The sequence below is a fragment of the Thalassotalea nanhaiensis genome (assembly GCF_031583575.1).
Taxonomy (GTDB): Bacteria; Pseudomonadota; Gammaproteobacteria; order Enterobacterales; family Alteromonadaceae; genus Thalassotalea_A; species Thalassotalea_A nanhaiensis.
Genome location: NZ_CP134146.1, coordinates 334908 through 354001, shown reverse-complemented (window position 1 = coordinate 354001; position 19094 = coordinate 334908). Strand labels below are relative to the sequence as shown.

Here is a 19094-nt window from a genome sequence, read left to right as displayed (position 1 = left end):
GAATTGATGTTAAATACTAAACATTCAACCTTAAGTTTGACTCAGGCAAAACATTGAGTAACACATCAATAATCCCAAAACCAATAGCAGAATACGATTTACGCTTATTACGTATATTTGTTTCTGTTGTTGAGCATGGTGGCTTTGCCGCTGCAGAAGTGGCACTTGGTATTACCCGCTCAACCATCAGTGTGCATATGTCGAACCTTGAAGCACGAATGAAATTAAAACTTTGTTTACGTGGCAGGGGCGGCTTTTCGCTTACCGAAGAAGGCCAGGAAGTTTATCGAGCAGTGATCAGTTTATTTGATTCCTTAAATGACTTCTCTCTTTATGTAGGTACGCTTGGTAAAGAGTTGAGTGGTGAAATTGTTATCCTTTGTGCCGATCAATTGGACACTAAACGCCAACAAAAGCTAGCCCAGGTTATTCGTCAAATTCATGATAATGCGCCAAATTTACATATTGTGTTAGATGGCGATTCAATTTCTAATATTGAAAAGTCTTTATTAAAAGATAAGGCACATATTGGTTTATTTCCTGGCTACCAACAAATTGAAGGGCTTAATTACACACCAATTTACAGCGAGCCGATTTATTTATGTTGCGGTAAAGAACATCCATTTTTTAATAAAGTTGATAATAAAATTAGTGACTCGGATTTAGCTGAAGTAGCCGCAATTCATCCGGGAATAGACATTGATGATTCTGGTCGTAAGCAGCTGCAAAAACTTAACCTTAATGCAAAGGCTTATCAATTTGATACGCGCAAAGCGATGATTTTATCAGGGCATTATATTGGTTTTATGTCACAGAGTTATATTCAGGAAGAATTAAATCAGGGTCAAATCAGATTGATACAACCCAGTACTCGAACTTACCAGTTCAAATTATCTATGGTACACAAAAAAGTACCTAGAGAAGTAAATAAGGTAAATTTACTTAAACAAGCGTTATTGAAATCTTTCACTTAGCTAAAGGTTAGTTATATCCAAGCACATAGCTGTTGCTCTGGTCATTATCAATACCTTCTTGCTCATCTTCAATGCCATAGATTAACGAGCTCTCTTGTGTCTCTTCTTCATTGGCATACTGTAATTCATTTTCTTTTTTATTCATGACATGCACCTTAATAATGACATCAAAATAAATCTAACACTAAATTAACAACCTGTAAGATATAAACATATCAACCTAATGTTTTAATGTCACCAAACTTATAAGCAACTTCATTTATTGAACATTAAATTTAATCGGTGTAACCTAATAAAATTCAGAACTATCCACTTTAAAATCGCAGGGAATCATTAATGTTTTACGAGATAATTAAACCAAGGGTTGGTGAAACCGATGCTTTAGGGCACATCAACAACACAGTATTTCCACAGTGGTTTGAAGCTGCGCGTAATCCTATTTTCAAGTTATTTAATCCAGACGCTACGTTAAACCTAACCCAGTGGAACTTGATCTTGGCGAATATGAGCATCGATTTTCATGTGCCACTGAAATTTGGTAACGACGTAGAAATTAAAACGTTTGTAAAGCGTATTGGTAATACGTCTTTAGATATATACCAAGAAGCCTGGCAAAATAATGTTAAGCATGTTTCCGGTACTGCGATTATGGTGCATTACGATTATACCCTGAAGAAACCACAACCAATTACCCCCGAATTTAAACAAAAGTTGCATGTTCATTTTTTACTAGCAACTGCTGAATAGTTAATTCACCTCTATAAAATGCCGAACTACATCGGCATTTTTGATCAGCAAACATGTATATTATAGACTTATTTTAGCGCCCATTACTTCATCCTGTAAATTATATCAACCACCCTTTAGGGGTAGATAACCAACAAATTCCCCACAATCCAACAAAAAACAACAAATGCTTGATTTAATTCAACTTTAATTTAAATTTTGAGTTTTTTTAGTCATTTTAAGTTAACTAAAAGTTTAATTTTTATTCACTTAAATACTCGACTGTAGCTAAATTTTTATGCTAGTGTGTAATAAATCAAACACATGGTTATTAAACGTAGAATTTATATGACAAGTAAAAGCATTCCAATTGTTGGTGTTATCTGTGACCGAGATATTATTGGTCCTCACCCTTTTCATATTGCCGGCGATAAATATTTGCAGGCTATTTTAGGGGGCAGTAAATGCCAACCGGTATTAATTCCTGCGTTAGCAAATGATTTGCAAATTGAGCAACTCATTGAGCTCGTTGATGGCGTATTGCTTACTGGGGGTTATTCAATGGTCAATCCTTTACATTACCAAGATGAGCCTGCACATCCCGATACAAAATTAGATGTTGAGCGTGACAATTCCAGTTTACTGTTGATTAAAGCGGCCATCGAAAAAGGTGTTCCTTTGTTAGGTATTTGTCGTGGCTTCCAAGAAATGAATGTTGCATTTGGTGGCTCTTTGCATCAAAACCTACATCACGTTGGCCAATTTATTGAACACAGAGAAGATAAAGACCTCCCCCTCGAACAGCAATATAGTGAAAGTCACACCATAAAAATTACTGAACACGGCCTACTACATACAATACTGAACGAGAAAAGTATCGACGTTAATTCTTTACACACTCAAGGTGTTAATGAATTAGGTGATGGGCTTACAGTTGAAGCTGTTGCCGAAGATGGTCTAGTGGAAGCTTTCTCTGTTAACAGCGCCAACAGTTTTGCTATGGCAGTGCAATGGCATCCAGAGTGGCAATATAAAAATAATCAACACAGTATTAAAATCTTTACCGAATTTGGTAAGGCATGCGCAAATAGACAAAAGGTAAAACAACACAATGGATAGCATTAAAAACTGGTTAGAAGAAAATAACATTGAAGAAGTTCAATGCATCACTTGCGATCATACAGGCATTCCTAGAGGCAAAATTTTACCGGTACAGACTTTTATCAATGATGGCGGATTTCGCATTCCAGAAGCGATTATGTTGCAGGCTGCTTGTGGTGATTATATAGACGATGACTTGTTATTCACTTTGGTTGATGAACGCGACATTGATATGGTGCTAAAACCAGATGCAAACGCTTGCTATATTTTACCGTGGACACAAAAACCAACCGCCATGATCATTCATGATTGTTTTGACCAAAAAGGTGAATTAGTTGAATTATCTGCTCGAAACGTGCTTAAAAAAGTTATCGAACTATATAATAAAGCGGATTTACAAGCGGTTGTTGCCCCCGAAATGGAATTATATTTAGCGAAAACCAACCCAGATCCAAACCGAGCACTTGAACCGCCAATTGGTCGTTCGGGACATACTGAAAGTGGTCGACAGTCATTTGGGATCGACGCGATGACTGAATTTTCACCATTTATAGATGACTTATACACTTGGGCAAAACAATTAGGGTTATCACTTGATGCTGCTATTCATGAAGAAGGGGCGGCACAGTTTGAATTTAATTTCATCCATGGTGATCCTTTAGCACTGGCCGATCAAGTCTTTGTATTTAAGCGGATGGTAAAAGAAGCAGCCAGCAAACACGGTATAACCGCTACTTTTATGGCAAAACCTATTCATGGTGAACCGGGTAATGCCATGCATATCCATCAAAGTGTGATCAATGCCACCAGTGGTGAAAATATTTTCGCAACCGCTGACGGTGATACTGACGCATTTCGCCATTATATAGGTGGCTTACAAAAATATATCCCACAGATGATGCCGATGTTTGCACCAAACATTAACTCCTACAAACGTTTTATTGCCGGCTATGCATCACCTGTAAATTTACATTGGGGCCTAGAAAACAGAACTGTTGGTTTGCGTGTACCAAACGCCCCTATTCAGGCACGTCGTGTTGAAAATCGTTTACCTGGCGCTGACACTAATCCCTATTTAGCCATAGCAGCAACACTTTTGTGTGGCTATATTGGCATGTCTGATAAGGTTGAGCCTAGCAAGCCAAGGCTTGGCAAAGAGAATGATGAAAAGTCGACAGCCATGCCGACGAACATCGATGATGCTATTGCAACCATGGCCAGTAGTGAAAAAGTAAAACACTACTTAGGCGATTTATTTGTGCAGGGATATACCGAAACCCGAAAAGCCGATCATGAAAATTATAAAAGCGTGATCAGTGCCTGGGAAAGACACTTTCTGCTAACTGCCGTATAAAGGAATCTTATGCAAACTGAATTACAGAAAAAAAATAATGCTCACCATTTTCAGCCATTTAGTGACAATAAAACGCTTGCAGAAAAGGGTCCCAGAGTTATTACTAAAGCCGAAGGTGTTTATTTTTATGACAGTGAAGGTAATAAATTTCTTGATGGTATGGCTGGCCTTTGGTGCGTAAACATAGGCTATGGCCGTAAAGAATTAGCTGATGCTGCCCAACAACAAATGAGCGAATTGCCTTATTACAATTTGTTCTTTCAAACAACGACAACACCGGCAACAGAATTGGCCGCTAAAATAGCATCGCTGGCCCCCGTTCATATGAATAAAGTGTTTTTTACCGGCTCTGGCTCTGAAGCTAACGATACCAATTTTAGAATGGTGCGCCGTTATTGGGATTTAAAAGGTAAGCCTGAAAAGAAAATGTTTATCAGTCGAAAGAACGCTTACCATGGTTCAACCGTGGCAGCAGCTAGTCTGGGCGGTATGGGTTACATGCATGAACAAGGTGACTTGCCCATTGATGGTATCGTTCATATTGATCAACCATACTGGTTTGTCGAAGGTGGCGATTTAACACCAGAAGAGTTTGGTATAAAAGCGGCCCAGTCTTTAGAAGAAAAGATTCTAGAAATTGGTGAAGAAAACATTGGTGCATTTATCGCGGAGCCATTTCAAGGTGCGGGCGGTGTTATTATCCCTCCCTCCACTTACTGGCCCGAAATTAAACGCATTTTAGCCAAGTACGATATTTTATTTATTCTAGATGAAGTTATCTCTGGTTTTGGTCGTACCGGTGAATGGTTTGCCGCACAAACGTTTGACTTAAAACCAGACTTAATAACAATCGCCAAAGGTTTATCTTCCGGGTACATCCCAATTGGAGGAGTCATTGTCTCCGATAAAGTCGCAGAAGTATTGATTGAAGAAGGCGGTGACTTTAATCATGGTTTTACTTATTCTGGTCACCCAGTAGCGGCAAATGTGGCCTTAACTAATATCAATTTATTAGATTCTGAAGGGATTGTTGATCAAGTTAAAGCTAAAACAGCGCCATATCTACAACAACGATGGCAAGAACTCGCTGACCACCCTATTGTCGGTGAAGCCCGCGGTCTAGGCATGGTTGCCGCTATTGAGTTGGTCGGCAATAAAATAACGAGGGAACGACTTGAACCTGAAACAAAAGGTGGCGGTGTCTGTAGGGATTATGCTGTAAGTAATGGCTTAGTCATGCGACCTTGCGGCGATACTATGATTATTTCGCCGCCCTTAGTGATCAGCGAAAAGGAAATTGATGAGCTTATTGCAAAAGCAAAACTTACCTTAGACCAAACTGCGGCGCACTACGGCATTAAGTAACTTGAATAAAGGCAAATTATAGATAAATAATTTGCCTTTATTTTTAGCAAAATAATAATAAAAAATATAAAAGAGGCTTTAATGAAAGCAATAATTAAGCACCACTTTGATGCCTGGGGATACCAGGCATTCAAATATCTCATATATCTATTGCTGGCTTACAATCTGGTACTGTTTTACCAAGAAGAATCTCTGGCCAGTGAAGTCACTTTTGCCGCCGGATTTTCTCTCGCCAATATTGTTGAAGCATTTTCAGCAACCGTAGATACCGCTGCTTGGGTATTATTGCTACTGTTATTTGAACTGGAAACCTACACCATTGAAGATGAGCAAATTACCGGTTGGACCAAAAGAGCGATGCATGGCTTTCGTGTTTTTTGCTACTTTTTTATTGTTTATGCATTATATGGCTACATCGTAAAACTAGGATTAACATTTAATTTCAGTACCTCTGATATTACCGATTTATGTAGCATAAATGGTGATTGGAAGTATATGGAAACTCTGAATGAATATGTACAAATCAGCAAACAAAATTGTGCTGATTATGCCTTAACTAACGGCCACTTTTTAACTCACGGAAAATTCAATGTGATCAGTAATGCTGATGACTTATTTATGACACAAGCGTTAGCATGGGTTGACGTGATTAATGCTACTGCTTGGCTTGTCGTGGTCATGATGTTGGAGTACGACGTACGTGTCCAGTTAGGACAATATTCGAGTTTGTTTTGGGAAAAGTACAGCCGAGTGATGAAAGGTAGCGTTTATCTAGTACTGTTTGTCGCTTCTGTTTATTGGGGATTTGAAGGTAACTTTGTCGATTTTTGGGACAGCTTTTTATGGTTGGTGGCTTTCTTCTTAATTGAGTTGAACATTTTCGAATGGCAAGCTGATATTGCCGAAGAAAAACAACTGTCCGTAAGCTAACAGGTCTGACTGCAGACGTCATTCCAAGTTAGTATGTTACGGGGTTGTATCTGCATCAAAGTCAATTTCTACTTCGTCAGTCACAGGGTGTGACTGACAAGTTAATATCATCCCTGCGTTTGTCTCTTCTGCACTGAGCACATGGTTTTCATCCATTTCAATTTTACCGCTAATCAATTTGGCCATGCAAGTGGCGCAAACGCCTGCTTTACATGCAAACGGTAAATCAGCGCCCTGCTCCATAACCGAATCAATGATACTCTCACCCGCTTTAGGCACCTTATAAACCGTTTTGACACCATCAATTTTAACAGTAACGCTACTGGTTTCGTTATACTTTTGGGATTCTTGATTGTGAGCAGAATTACTTTTTTCACTTCTATTTGGTAAAGAGAAAAACAATTCTGAATGAATGTGTTGTTGATCAAACTGCCAATCTTTAAATGCTGCTCTCAGTTCATCAATCATCGCTTCAGGACCACAAAGAAAAACATCACCTACCCTTGCAAGATCAACCACATTAGCGGCAGATAAATCGATAAGTTTTTGTTGGTTAATTCGCCCCTTGTAAAGCTCAGCAATATCAGTTTGCTGACTAAACACATTAAGCCATTGAAACCTGCTTTTATGATAATGATGAATTACCGACAGCTTTTTATAAAACATGATACTTTCAGCTGATTTATTACCATATATTAAAGTTACTTTTGCTTTTGGTTCAATGGCTAATATAGATTGGATGTGAGAGATGATTGGGGTGATCCCACTGCCGACAGCAATTAAAAGATAGTCATGTTCATTGTCTGGAGATAATTCTGTACAGAAGTGCCCCTGCGGTGGCATTACCTCTAAAGTCATTCCTACGGTAAAATTTGCAAAGGCGAAATTAGAAAACACTCCACCTTTAATACATTTAATAGCAACCTCTAACTCTTGTTCAACCACGCCACTACACAGAGAGTATGAACGTCTATACTCGACGCCCTCAATGTCGGTTTTAATGGTTAGATGTTGCCCTTGCTTATAGGAAAATTCTGTCATTAATTCAGCAGGTAAATGAAACTGAACCTGTATAGCGTCAGAGGTTAGTTGCTCAACACTGACGATGGTTAAAGGATAAAATTTTGCACTCATTGTCTGTATTTCTTCGTGTATATTTAACAAGCATTCATATCTATCTTAGCTTGCATTAGACAACACCGCTTTTTGTTGATGCATATATATACCCGTTCCACCTCAAATTTCGAGATTTCAGTGGGAGTTAAAATCAATTTAGACAAGGCATTAAATTTAGAGAATGGTTGTTCCCTTGTTAAATTGAATAACGCAGCATAAATTGATTTTAAACCCACCGGAACGGAGTTGCTGAGCAATCCCACTTCTACGTTACATCTATTTGTAAGGGAGCACCATTACTGTATAGCTGTGCCTTGAATTGAAATAGCTCAGTCACTCTGAAACCTGTATGTTGAGGTGAAGCGGGTATAGTAAACACCAATGTAGATGAGCATAGCAATAAGCGCCATAGAGCCGCTCACCAGAAACATAGTGTCATAACCAAGTTCAGCACCTAATACCGAGGCTGCTACGTTGGGGCCAATTATTTGACCAAAACCTTGAGCGCCAGGTACAAGCGCGACCAACGAGCCACTTCGGTCCATATGGGCCACCATAGCCGTTTGAAATACATCAACAAAAATCCATAACAAATTAAAAGAGAACAAACTGATCATAATATTAAGATCGGTAATGCCGCTACTGAGCATGCCAACGATTATTGCCATCGCCAAAAGAGAACAAATAAGGGGTTTAAATAAGCCAAACCGGTCACTAAGTAGGGTTGCAACCAAACAACCTACAATTGAGAAGAAAGAGGTCAACACCAGTAATTTCCCTATCCAATCGTCGGCAATACCATCGCTTAACGCGGCAAGTTCAATATAAGTCCAGTAACCACCAATATTAATGTAGGTAAAACTAATCGCAGCCAAACAAAACCAAGGTAATATTTTGGGTACGTGCCAATCCTCAATGCTATCTTCATGTTTCTCTTGTTCGGCCAGTTCACTATCATTGAGTGGTCGCTTAGGTACCCAGCGGATAAACAATAAACAAACCACAGTCAGGCCAATAAAAAATAGATAAATTCCATCCATTGACAGTTTTGGTAAAATATACAACTCAAGCGCTTGGGAAAATGCAAAGGCGAATAATAATAAATTAAACGCACGAGCTGGCTTGGTAGTTCCCCCCAATGAAGTGACGGCAACCGCTGTAAAAATACCGCTCCCAAACCCCGCGGCGACTCGCAGCCACAGAACTTGCTCATACTCAACATAAGCCATACATAAGGCATTACTTGCTATTGATATAATAATGCCGATTAATACCAATAATTGTCGATTCATCCGCCCTACGAATGATGCAGCAAGCACCGCCCCAACTGAAAACCCACCAAGGTCGGCCCCTGCAACACGACCCACTTGCTCTTCAGTAAAGCCAAGCATTTCTACCCATGCAGTACTTAGTACCGGAATGCTAACCATTACTGAATAGCCGACTAATGCCATGAATAAAGCGATTGAAAGAGAGCGCCAGCCATCAAATATATTGGAAGACTCTCTAAGGAAATATGAACTTATAATCATAATTTAGTTGTTAACTCCTGGGTTAATCTTCATTTTCTGGAAATGTATCAAATTGCTCGGCATCATCCAGAATGACATGCCAAGGCGCTTTCGAGCCTACAAAGATATGGTAAGCAGGAGGTCGTGAAGGGTTTCCATCAATGGCACTCATTGATAAATAGAGTGCATTGGGTTCATCGATTAAAGCAACTAAAATGTTTGAGCCGCAATGTCGGCAAAATATTCGTGAATGAGATTCTGAAGATGCATACGATCTAAGTTCAGATTCACCACACAGGTAGGAAAAGTCATTCCGATTTACACCGGCAAACGTAGCAAATGCCGCGCCATGAAGCCTTCTACACTGGCTGCAATGACAATGACTAAAGTCATTAATACTACCGTTCACTTGAAATCGTACTTTAGAGCACTCACACCTACCGGTTATCATTTTACTTTCCCATAAAAGATCAATTGACCCTGCTATCAAAAGAATAGGAAGTTGTAATGCTAATGTATATACCCCTATGGGGTACTGACCTTGTTGTTTTTCATTGATAGAGTAGCAGTGTTTATTAATAGAATTATTTAGATTAACACCATGAAATCACACAACCTAATTCAACATTTTTTCGTCATTGAATGGTCACATTTTGTGAGTACTTCAGCAATTTGGCAAAATTTTTTCCGAGGTGAAGAAGAAGACCCTTTGCATTTATTTCTGCAGTAATCATAACAATGAATTTAACTTTGACGGCAACTTTGATTGCCTCATAAAAATGATATGGAGAAAATTATGTTTGGGCTTAAAAAAACTGTGCAAGAAACAGAGCATACTAGCTCTTATTATGCGGCAACGGCCAATGACAAAACCGTTTACCAGAAACTAGAAGGTGAAATAAAAACTGATGTTGTAGTGGTCGGCGGCGGCTTTAGCGGCGTCAATACCGCTCTTGAATTAGCTGAGAAAGGTTACGCGGTAGTTTTATTAGAAGCGAAACGAATCGCCTGGGGCGCTACGGGCCGTAATGGCGGGCAAATTATTGCCGGTATCGGATCTCCAGCAAAGTTTGAACGGACCATAGGCAAATCCGGCGTTAATGCCATCTATGAAATGGGCTTTGAAGCAAGTGAAGTCATTCGAGAGCGCGTTGCAAAATACAATATTGACTGTGATCTAAAGTGGGGTTATTGCGATGTCGCAATAAAGCCTCGACACATGAAAGAATTAGAGCAATGGCAGGCGCAAACAAAAAAAGACGGTAACCCACATCAGCTACAAATGCTTGATCAACATGAAGTTAAACAATTCGTCAATTCAGACAATTACATTGGCGGCCTGTTTAATCCAACAGGCAATGGTCACGTGCATCCACTGAATTTATGTGCCGGTGAGGCACATGCGGCAAGTGAACTTGGTGTGCAAATTTTCGAACAATCAAAAGTCACAAATATAGAGCATGGTTCAAGAGTAAAAGTGCACACCGATTGTGGCAAAGTAGATGCCAAATTTTTGGTGTTATGCGGTAATGCTTATATGGGAGAGCTGGTACCCAAACTTGCGACAAAAATACTGCCATCAAATAGTTCGGTAATTGCTACTGCACCGCTTCCCAGTGAAATAGTTAATGCCATTATGCCCGCTGATGTAGCCGTATGTGATCCACGAACAGCGCTTGATTACTTTCGATTATCGGCAGACAAACGTTTGTTATTTGGTGGTCTGTCAAACTATACCGGTTTAGAACCTACTGATTTAAAAGCAACAATGGCCAAAAAAATGTTGAAAGTATTCCCTGAACTTGCCGGCATTGACATCGACTATGGCTGGAGCGGCCAAATGGGCATAGGCCTAAACCGCATGCCTCAACTTGGGAATCTCGCCGACAATATATTTTATGTTCAAGCCTATTCTGGCCATGGCGTTGCGCCGACCCATATGATGGCAAGAGTTATCGCTGAAGCAATAGATGGTAAACCTGAACGATTTAATATTCTGGCCAAAATCCATCATTGGAGTTTTCCTGGGGGCAAACTTTTTAGAAGACCGGCCCTAGCCATTGGCATGATGTATTATAAAATTTTAGACGAACTGTAACGCCTAAAATGCGACTACTTTAGTGAGAATTTAAATGACAAATATCATAAAAAAAAGCGTGTTATGTGATTTGGTTTCACGTCATAGCGCCTTTAATTTTGACCATTACGTTGCCAGTCATACTGTTGATGAATACGATATTTGGAACGGCTTTTGTTTGCCAATGCAATACAGTGATCCAGCTGATGAATATCAGGCAATACGTAACAGTTGTGCGCTTTTTGATGCATCACCAATGAAAAAAATTCGTATCACTGGAAAGGATGCCAGCGCATTTCTAGACCGAATTTTAACCTCACCGGTAAGCCAGCTAACGTGGATGCGTGCTGCTTATGGGCTTATTTGTAATGAGCAAGGATTTCTTATTGATGATGGTATCGTTTATAAGTTTAACAACAATGATTATTTACTGTTAATTTCAGAGTTAAATCTTGATAGCCATTTCGCTAAATATAATGATTTTGACAATTTAAGCATCACTGAAGAAACATCAAAATTTGCCGGCCTTGCTATCCAAGGACCCAAGTCTTGCGCAGTATTAAGACAATTCGGTTTCACCGATATCGAACATTTAGCGCCATTTGAGCTCAAATATTATGAGTTAATGGGTCAGCAGATTCTTGTTGGTCGAGTTGGATTTACAGGGGATTTGGGATACGAAATATGGTTCTCTCCAGAGGCAATTAATGAAGTAGAACAGGCCATTATTAATGCGGAAAACACCCTGCAGCTATCATTGCCGGGATATGGCTTAAGCGCTCTGCAAATGTGTCGAATTGAGGCTGGCATGATAGTACCAGGTTGGGACACCGCTGGTACCTTTACTGATTTATCTAAAGAACGTTTACCCTTTGAGCTCACCTTGGGCTGGAACGTAAAGGTTGATCGCGAAGAAGATTTTGTTGGCAAGCAAGCATTACAAATGGCCAAAGTAACCGGTTCCAGATATAAGATGAAAGGCACAAAAATAAACAGTAAATCTACAATTGCTGAAGGACAAGAGCTGTTCGCAGCAGTCGATAATATTGAGATTCAAATTGGCACTATCCCTTCCTTGGTTTGGCATGAACGTGAGCAGCAATGGATAGGGTTTGCATCGATCAAGGACAGCTGTGCTGATATCAAAAATACTTACGTTATAGACAAAACAACCGGCAAAGCGATTTATTGTAGTTTACATCAACTACCGTTTATCAATTTAGCCCAACGCAACCAAACACCAGCACCTTTTTAATGGAAATAGATAAATAGAATTATGGATATATATACCACTAGCATTCTGATCAGTGTTCTCATCTACTTATTTGTTGGCGGTTATGCCGGTAAAAAAGTAAAACACCTTGATGATTATTTTGTTGTTGGTCGCAAAGCACCAACAATATTAATTGTCGGTACGTTAGTGGCCAGTGTCCTCAGTACCAATGCCTTTTTAGGTGAAACAGGTTTTTCTTATGCTTCACAAGGTGGCTCATATATTCTCTGGCCTGCAACTTGGGTTGCCGGGTATATTATTGGTGCATTATATTTTGGACGTTACCTAAGACGCAGCCAGGTATTAACCGTCGCTGAATTTTTCGGCCGCCGCTTTAATAGCAAGTCAGTGCGCTGCGCAGCAGGTATAACCGTAGTATTAGGACTTGGCGGCTATTTATTGGCGGTTACACAAGGTACCGCGATTATTTTAACAAACCTTACACCGCTAAATTATCATCAAGCTTTGATAACATCTTGGTTTTGTTACACATTTTTTACTCTCTATTCAGGTTCACGCGGGGTCATCCTCACCGATACGATCATGTTCTTGTTATTTACGATCATGAGCTTTGTCGCCTTTTATTACATCATTGATCTGCATGGTGGTTGGTTATCTGCGTTTGAAGGACTAATTACTCTTGAAAGTAAGCCCGACCTTATGAGCTGGCATGGGACGGTAGGCGCCGAAACCGAGTGGCAAACACCGGCAGATTACGCCATATGGTCATTAATCACCGGCCTCGCCTGGGGCTTGGTTACTGCAGTAAGTCCCTGGCAGTCGAGCCGTTACTTAATGGCAAAATCTGAGCATGTAGTGATTCGCTCCGCGTGTATCGCCGCAGTCGTGGTTGCGGTGAGTAACCTGGTGCTCTTTGCTGCCGCTACTGTAGTGAACTTGAGTAAAGATGACATTTTTCCATTTGAACAAACTATGATCTATGCGGCAATGAATATGATGCCGGCTATCGTTGGAGGGTTGTTGTTAGCAGGTATTATGGCGGCTGCGCTTTCCTCATCGACAACATTTTTATCTTTAGTCGGTTTTAGCGTTAGTAACGATATCTTGCCCAGTAAACAAAAAAACAACAAACAAGATGATGATAAATCCAAGCTTCGTTTCAGCCGAATGGTTATGCTTATAGTCAGTATAGTTACCTTGTTAATCAGCTTTATCACAGCAGTAGATATCTTTTGGTTAAGCAATTATGTAGGCACTGTTTTTGCTTCTTCATGGGGGCCTATTGCCTTTATGAGCGTGTGGAGTAAATCGATCACTGAACGTGGTGCTTTTTGGGGGATTATTAGCGGCTTTGTTGGCAATGTTATACCGAGGTTTCTCGATGTGTCGGGAATAATTGATTTGCCTTCATACCTCAATCCAATTCTTATTGGCTGTATAATAAGTCTAATCACCATAGTGTTGGTTTCTTACTTTGGCAATGTGAGCGACATTGAAAAACAGCGTCGACTTGAATTACACCAAATGCCAATTGACGAGCAAAGCGCATCTCAAACCAAAAGAACTAAATGGGCTGGCATCACCGTTATGTTATTCGGTCTGTCATTAACAGTTATTTTACTGATCTACTACGTATACCCATATCAAAAAGTTACCGGCACTCTACTTAACAATAATAGTTTAGATTGGCTTAGCGCAGAAGCATTATTAGCTCTTGGCTGGGCAATCATTTATGTGCCTTTGGGCATATTAACTTACCGAGTAGTTAACCGCTCATATGCCCCTAAAACGACTAAAACCAGCAGCGTTAGCAGTGAGTGTACTAATGCATAAATCATCCGGTTTACCTGGAATTCAGTTATGAGCAACAATCACTATGATGCCATTGTAATTGGTGCCGGTCATAATGGTCTGACAACGGCTAATTACCTTGCTATGCAAGGATTGAAAGTTTGTGTATTAGAGCAACGTCATATCGTAGGCGGCGCTGCAGTTAGTGAAGAATTTCACCCAGGTTATCGTAACTCGATTGCCTCATATGTGGTCAGTTTATTACGGCCTGAAGTGATTGATGATTTACAGCTTAAAAAATATGGCTATCAAACCTTACCCCTTGATAATGCATTTTATCCAAACCTTAATGGTGATTATCTGTTACTTGGTAAAGATGAAGAGGAGAACAGAAAACAATTTAATAAGTTTTCAAAAACTGATTATGACTCATACCAAGAACTGCATGACATCATAGATAAGGTGGGCGATGTGGTCGCCAAACAATGGCTCAAACCGCCACCTAAACTGAGTGGTGGTGGCGCTACCGATCTACTCAATTGTGTAAAATTAGGCTTGGATTTTTACAAGTTGGACAATGACAGCAAACATCGTATGTTACAGCTATTTATTGGCGCACCTGAAACCTTGATTGAGCGTTGGTTTGAAAGTGATAAAATAAAAGCGGTAATGGCTCAGCACTGCCTACCCTCAACCTTTACCTCCCTACATCAACCGGGTTCCGCTATGTCGATGTTGCACCATGCTGTTGGAGGAATTGACGGTGTTAAAGGTGCGTGGGGATTAGTTAAAGGGGGCATGGGTGGCATCACCCAAGCCATGGCAAAATCGGCAATAGCGAAAGGTGTCGTGATAAAAACCTGTGCGAGTGTCGCTAAAATAAATATTGAAAATAACCATACAACAGGGGTAACCCTGGATGATGGACAGATAATAAGTACCAAAATAGTCGCCGCCAATACCGACCCGAAAAGAACATTTCTGACGCTCGTTGGCGCAGAGCATTTGCCCAGTAGCTTTGCCAAAGACATCAATGTTATACGCCAAGAGTCCGCATCGTTACGGATGAACCTTGCATTAAATGGCTTACCGAAATTTGCTTGTATACCAGGTGATGATATTGGTGAGCATCATAAATCAACAATATCAATCATCGAAAATAAAGATCATGTTGAAAGGGCTTATCGTTCAGCTCGCGCAGGAATACCTGCTGATCCGCCTATTATTGAAGCACTAATTCCGAGCATAATCGATGACTCACTCGCACCAGAAGGTCATCACGTTATGAGCCTTCTGTGTAAATACATGCCCTACGACTTAGAAGATGGTAAGCATTGGGATCAAGAAAAAGAAAACGTTGTAAAAAACATACTCGCCTATCTTGGCAAATATATTTCTAATTTAGACGAGATTTTAGTGTCTTATCAATGCTTATCACCTTTAGATCTGGAGCGAATGTTTGGCATGACCAGAGGTGATATTTGTCATGGTCGCCTTGAACCTGATCAATTGTTCAGCATGCGTCCGCATCCAGAAGCCGCACAATATTCAACGCCTATAAAAGGTCTTTATTTATGTGGTTCAGGCTCTCATCCGGGCGGTGGCGTAACGGGCGCTCCGGGTTTTAATGCTGCCAAGAAAATTTTGCAAGACAGATAATACTGAATAATAAATGCATGGTTGCTCACTATTAACTTAAACAAAAAATAAGATGAGGAAAAATCAATGGCGATTAAACAATTAAAAAATGTTGCAGATATTGCCTCCGCTGATTTAGATGATTGGGGTCCGGTACCACAACCAATTTCAGCTGAGATTTCAACGCTTCGTGGACTTATCATAAATGAAAATCCAGATGGTTCAGAAGCAGGCATTTGGGAGTGTACACCTGGTATTTGGACTCGTTTAGTTATGGATGCTGAGATAAGTTCCTTTGTTGCTGGCCATGCTCTGTTTCACCCAGAAAATGGTGACACTATTGAAATTAAAGCAGGAGATACTGTTTATTTTGATAACAATTCAAAAGGCACCTGGGAGGTGTTAGAAACTGTACGCAAAGCATACTTAACATATAAACGAGATTAAATACATTGACTATAATTATGGCTAGGGTTTGTAGATTTTCAATATGAAAAAAATTCTCAAAAGTAAACTAGTTAACGGTTGGCAGCTGTTTTGGCTTATCAGTTTAACTATCACAATAGCAGTATTTTTTGTTATCAGCACGGTTGATTTGGGCAAGGCTGACGAGGTGTCGTCGATGATCCAGTTCACCGTACGCTGTTCTGTACCTCTACTGTACTTAAGCTTTGTTGCATCCTCCTATCACGCGCTGTTTCCTGGCGTATTCAGTCGCTGGTTATTGAGAAACCGAAAATACATTGGCGTAGCCTATTCAGCGGCTATGGCATGGCAACTTGTCTTTATCATTTGGCTGGTGACCATTTTTAGTGAGCATTATATTAGCAATGTTTATTCATTTAACGACATTATCATTCAGGTACCTGGTTATATTGTTTTAGTCGCCATGACAGTGACCTCATTCACGTTTGGCCGTAAATTAATAAGCCCCAAGCAGTGGCAAGTGTTACATAAATGGGGCATTTACTTCCTTTGGGCTACCGTTTGGAGTACCTATTGGTACGAGCTATTTTATTACGTTGGCATTGATCAACCCATTGATTATATTTTTTATTGGGCTGGTTTTATCGTTTGGAGTTTAAGGATGGCCGCCTGGAGCATAAAACACAGGCAGCAAACCAATAATTTGCTAAGGAAAACTGCTAATGAGAAGCACTAATCATGAACCATTAGAAATTCCAACTACTGAACCAAGCATTATTCATATTAAGCAATATTTATTTATAATTTTAGGTGTTATCGCTATCGCAGTGGGTGTGCTGGCTATTTGTTTTGGTTCTTTTTGGAGTGCACCAATATTTGCCATTATGAAGAACATAGGCATCAGTAGTGCATTTGAAGTTGTTGTGCCATTTTTTTCTATATTCATCACCATGTTAGGTGCATATATAATAGTCACGTCTCGCCATTAACAAACACTGATGCACTTCAAATATTGCGGCTTGATTAAGTGTGTGTTCGTGATAATGTAGATATTAAGGCTAATAAAATAGCTTAAAAAATAATAATAATTTCCGGATAGTTTAGATGAATAGTATTACCAGTCAGGAACTTCAACCTCAATTGCAAGACCTACTTAAGCAGGGTTTTTTCGCCCTATCAAAACAAAAATTTGATACCGCCAGTGAAATTTGTCAAAAAATATTAACGCTTAAACCTGACTTGGTTCCTGGTCACTTTTTAGTTGGCTTGGTTGGCTTGGCGAGTAAAAATAAACGAATTGCCTTCAGTGCCTTTCAGTCGGTAGTAAAACTGGACAATGACCATGTTGCCGCATGGGCAAATCTAGCCAAGCTGTATATGGATGAAGGTAAAGTAAACCTTGCCGATCAAGCACTGCAGCATACAAGGCGAATAAAAACCAATGACCCATTAGTATTAGATTTAATTGGCACCACATTGTCAATGATGGGCGAACATGGCCTTGCAAAAATGTTTTTCATTAAAGCCAATGAAATAAAACCAAACCATCCATTGTATATGGGAAACCTGTCAAATTGTTTGATTTATCATGGTGAAACAGCGGCAGCTGAATCTATCTTAAGAGATATTATTAAACTGAGAGCAAACTCAGCGCAAGCACATTGGTCGATTTCAAAATCAATAAAAGCAAAAGATGAAAGCCATATTGATGAAATGCAACAATTATTAGCTAACAACAAAAATAACAACAGCACTCTGGCTTTTTATCAGTATGCCATTGGTAAAGAATATGAAGACTTGCAACAATGGCCGCAAGCATTTTCAGCTTTTGAGCTAGGCGCAAAAGCCAAACGTGAAGCAAACGAATATGATGTACAAGCTGAAATTCAAACCTTTCAATGTTTAATCGATAATTACACCAAAGAGTGGCTCGATCAAGGAAGTACGGGTAATCCTACAACTGCTCCCATTTTTGTTTTAGGACAGCCCCGTACTGGAACAACACTCATTGAACGTATTATTACCGCTCACTCAGACGTTACCTCTGCTGGAGAATTACAGCAATTTGGATTGGCGTTACGCAGACTAAGCAAAACCACCAACAAACAGCGTTTTTCATCTGAATTACTTAAAGCAGCAAAAGATTTAGATAGTACTAAAGTTGCTAATATGTACCTGCGAAGTACGAAACGTATGCAAGGTGACACGAAAAGGTTTGTTGATAAATTACCGCAAAACTACCTGCTTATTCCGTTGATTTTAAAAGCATTTCCGAACGCCAAAATAGTTCATTTAGTTCGTAATCCAATGGATGCCTGTTTTGCCAGTTATAAACAATTATTTGCTGATGCTTACCTGCACTCTTATAACCAGGAAGAAATGGCACGACACCATGTAAGGTATTTAGAGTTAATGCAAATATGGCGAGAGCGCTTCCCAGGGCGTTTTTTCGACATTAGCTATGAACAAACGGCGCGGGATTTAGAACCTAATGCACGGGCATTAATCGAATTTCTTGATTTGCCTTGGCAAGATGCCTGCCTGAATTTCCATAGCCAAGACAGTGCAGTAACAACCGCAAGTGCTGTTCAGGTGCGTGAACCTGCACATACCCGCTCTATTGGCCGATGGCGGAAATACGAGCAACAACTACAACCAATGTTAAATACATTAAAAGCACATGGTGTAGATATTTCTGAATAAAAACAATCGAATAAAAAAGTAACATTGAAAATACGACCTACCCCTAGGGGGTATATTATTTAAGCAATGCATTGGATACTGTTAAATGAAAAGCTAAAAAAGTTGTATCAGCATTATGCTGTTATTTAGCCGAAAGAAAAATACTAAT

General features: G+C 39.8%; 18 protein-coding genes. 14 read left to right on the top strand and 4 right to left on the bottom strand.

Going from position 1 to position 19094, the window contains the following annotated elements:
- Window positions 1–53 precede the first annotated feature (53 nt).
- Window positions 54–974: a LysR family transcriptional regulator gene (locus RI845_RS01675; protein ID WP_348388029.1), complete on the top strand. Its 921-nt coding sequence runs from the start codon at window positions 54–56 to the stop codon at window positions 972–974.
- A gap of 7 nt (window positions 975–981) precedes the next feature.
- Here RI845_RS01675 and RI845_RS01670 read toward each other — a convergent pair whose 3' ends face one another.
- Entirely contained in the window at window positions 982–1119 is a 138-nt protein-coding gene (locus tag RI845_RS01670; RefSeq protein ID WP_348388028.1) for a hypothetical protein, read from the bottom strand.
- A gap of 191 nt (window positions 1120–1310) precedes the next feature.
- On the opposite strand from RI845_RS01670, the gene RI845_RS01665 reads away from it, so the two are divergent.
- The 5 genes from RI845_RS01665 to RI845_RS01645 all read left to right on the top strand — a co-directional run bounded on the left by RI845_RS01665 (window position 1311) and on the right by RI845_RS01645 (window position 6450).
- On the top strand, window positions 1311–1721 hold the full coding sequence (locus RI845_RS01665; RefSeq protein WP_348388027.1) for an acyl-CoA thioesterase: 411 nt from the start codon (window positions 1311–1313) through the stop codon (window positions 1719–1721).
- Window positions 1722–2048: 327 nt separating this feature from the next.
- Entirely contained in the window at window positions 2049–2819 is a 771-nt protein-coding gene (locus RI845_RS01660; protein ID WP_348388026.1) for a gamma-glutamyl-gamma-aminobutyrate hydrolase family protein, read from the top strand.
- A complete protein-coding gene (locus RI845_RS01655) occupies window positions 2812–4155 on the top strand; it encodes a glutamine synthetase family protein (RefSeq protein ID WP_348388025.1) in 1344 nt (447 codons plus the stop codon). The genes RI845_RS01660 and RI845_RS01655 overlap by 8 nt, the downstream gene beginning before the upstream one ends.
- Window positions 4156–4164: 9 nt before the next feature.
- Window positions 4165–5520, top strand: coding sequence for an aspartate aminotransferase family protein (locus RI845_RS01650; protein ID WP_348388024.1), 1356 nt, complete (start codon window positions 4165–4167; stop codon window positions 5518–5520).
- Between the two features lie 81 nt (window positions 5521–5601).
- Window positions 5602–6450 (top strand): hypothetical protein, encoded by an 849-nt coding sequence (locus tag RI845_RS01645; protein ID WP_348388023.1) that lies wholly within the window; start codon window positions 5602–5604, stop codon window positions 6448–6450.
- A gap of 36 nt (window positions 6451–6486) precedes the next feature.
- Here RI845_RS01645 and RI845_RS01640 read toward each other — a convergent pair whose 3' ends face one another.
- From RI845_RS01640 to RI845_RS01630, 3 genes are all read right to left on the bottom strand, one after another.
- On the bottom strand, window positions 6487–7584 hold the full coding sequence (locus RI845_RS01640) for a 2Fe-2S iron-sulfur cluster-binding protein (protein ID WP_348388022.1): 1098 nt from the start codon (window positions 7582–7584) through the stop codon (window positions 6487–6489).
- Between the two features lie 311 nt (window positions 7585–7895).
- Window positions 7896–9098 (bottom strand): MFS transporter, encoded by a 1203-nt coding sequence (locus RI845_RS01635; protein WP_348388021.1) that lies wholly within the window; start codon window positions 9096–9098, stop codon window positions 7896–7898.
- Between the two features lie 22 nt (window positions 9099–9120).
- Window positions 9121–9528 carry a GFA family protein gene (locus tag RI845_RS01630; protein ID WP_348388020.1) on the bottom strand — a complete coding sequence of 136 codons (408 nt, stop codon included), beginning with the start codon at window positions 9526–9528 and terminating at the stop codon, window positions 9121–9123.
- Window positions 9529–9873: 345 nt separating this feature from the next.
- Between RI845_RS01630 and RI845_RS01625 the strand changes: the two genes are divergently transcribed.
- From RI845_RS01625 to RI845_RS01590, 8 genes are all read left to right on the top strand, one after another.
- Window positions 9874–11175, top strand: a complete 1302-nt coding sequence (locus RI845_RS01625) for an NAD(P)/FAD-dependent oxidoreductase (RefSeq protein WP_348388019.1) — start codon at window positions 9874–9876, stop codon at window positions 11173–11175.
- A gap of 34 nt (window positions 11176–11209) precedes the next feature.
- A complete protein-coding gene (locus RI845_RS01620) occupies window positions 11210–12409 on the top strand; it encodes an aminomethyltransferase family protein (RefSeq protein ID WP_348388018.1) in 1200 nt (399 codons plus the stop codon).
- A gap of 21 nt (window positions 12410–12430) precedes the next feature.
- The gene (locus RI845_RS01615) at window positions 12431–14221 is read left to right on the top strand and encodes a sodium:solute symporter family protein (RefSeq protein ID WP_348388017.1); all 1791 of its coding nucleotides are present in this window, start codon (window positions 12431–12433) and stop codon (window positions 14219–14221) included.
- 27 nt (window positions 14222–14248) lie between these two features.
- Window positions 14249–15838 (top strand): phytoene desaturase family protein, encoded by a 1590-nt coding sequence (locus tag RI845_RS01610; protein WP_348388016.1) that lies wholly within the window; start codon window positions 14249–14251, stop codon window positions 15836–15838.
- Window positions 15839–15904: 66 nt separating this feature from the next.
- The gene (locus RI845_RS01605) at window positions 15905–16264 is read left to right on the top strand and encodes a cupin domain-containing protein (RefSeq protein ID WP_348388015.1); all 360 of its coding nucleotides are present in this window, start codon (window positions 15905–15907) and stop codon (window positions 16262–16264) included.
- A gap of 43 nt (window positions 16265–16307) precedes the next feature.
- The gene (locus tag RI845_RS01600) at window positions 16308–16979 is read left to right on the top strand and encodes a hypothetical protein (protein ID WP_348388014.1); all 672 of its coding nucleotides are present in this window, start codon (window positions 16308–16310) and stop codon (window positions 16977–16979) included.
- On the top strand, window positions 16966–17232 hold the full coding sequence (locus RI845_RS01595) for a hypothetical protein (protein WP_348388013.1): 267 nt from the start codon (window positions 16966–16968) through the stop codon (window positions 17230–17232). The genes RI845_RS01600 and RI845_RS01595 overlap by 14 nt, the downstream gene beginning before the upstream one ends.
- A gap of 115 nt (window positions 17233–17347) precedes the next feature.
- Complete coding sequence (locus RI845_RS01590) at window positions 17348–18946, top strand: tetratricopeptide repeat-containing sulfotransferase family protein (RefSeq protein ID WP_348388012.1); 1599 nt, start codon at window positions 17348–17350, stop codon at window positions 18944–18946.
- Window positions 18947–19094 lie beyond the last annotated feature (148 nt).

Coding starts and splice junctions, on each gene's coding strand:
- RI845_RS01620 (WP_348388018.1), top strand. CDS start 11,210: ATGACAAATATCATAAAAAAAAGCGTGTTATGTGATTTGGTTTCACGT.
- RI845_RS01615 (WP_348388017.1), top strand. CDS start 12,431: ATGGATATATATACCACTAGCATTCTGATCAGTGTTCTCATCTACTTA.
- RI845_RS01610 (WP_348388016.1), top strand. CDS start 14,249: ATGAGCAACAATCACTATGATGCCATTGTAATTGGTGCCGGTCATAAT.
- RI845_RS01595 (WP_348388013.1), top strand. CDS start 16,966: ATGAGAAGCACTAATCATGAACCATTAGAAATTCCAACTACTGAACCA.
- RI845_RS01605 (WP_348388015.1), top strand. CDS start 15,905: ATGGCGATTAAACAATTAAAAAATGTTGCAGATATTGCCTCCGCTGAT.
- RI845_RS01590 (WP_348388012.1), top strand. CDS start 17,348: ATGAATAGTATTACCAGTCAGGAACTTCAACCTCAATTGCAAGACCTA.
- RI845_RS01630 (WP_348388020.1), bottom strand. CDS start 9,528: ATGATAACCGGTAGGTGTGAGTGCTCTAAAGTACGATTTCAAGTGAAC.
- RI845_RS01665 (WP_348388027.1), top strand. CDS start 1,311: ATGTTTTACGAGATAATTAAACCAAGGGTTGGTGAAACCGATGCTTTA.
- RI845_RS01660 (WP_348388026.1), top strand. CDS start 2,049: ATGACAAGTAAAAGCATTCCAATTGTTGGTGTTATCTGTGACCGAGAT.
- RI845_RS01640 (WP_348388022.1), bottom strand. CDS start 7,584: ATGAGTGCAAAATTTTATCCTTTAACCATCGTCAGTGTTGAGCAACTA.
- RI845_RS01655 (WP_348388025.1), top strand. CDS start 2,812: ATGGATAGCATTAAAAACTGGTTAGAAGAAAATAACATTGAAGAAGTT.
- RI845_RS01625 (WP_348388019.1), top strand. CDS start 9,874: ATGTTTGGGCTTAAAAAAACTGTGCAAGAAACAGAGCATACTAGCTCT.
- RI845_RS01635 (WP_348388021.1), bottom strand. CDS start 9,098: ATGATTATAAGTTCATATTTCCTTAGAGAGTCTTCCAATATATTTGAT.
- RI845_RS01650 (WP_348388024.1), top strand. CDS start 4,165: ATGCAAACTGAATTACAGAAAAAAAATAATGCTCACCATTTTCAGCCA.
- RI845_RS01670 (WP_348388028.1), bottom strand. CDS start 1,119: ATGAATAAAAAAGAAAATGAATTACAGTATGCCAATGAAGAAGAGACA.
- RI845_RS01645 (WP_348388023.1), top strand. CDS start 5,602: ATGAAAGCAATAATTAAGCACCACTTTGATGCCTGGGGATACCAGGCA.
- RI845_RS01600 (WP_348388014.1), top strand. CDS start 16,308: ATGAAAAAAATTCTCAAAAGTAAACTAGTTAACGGTTGGCAGCTGTTT.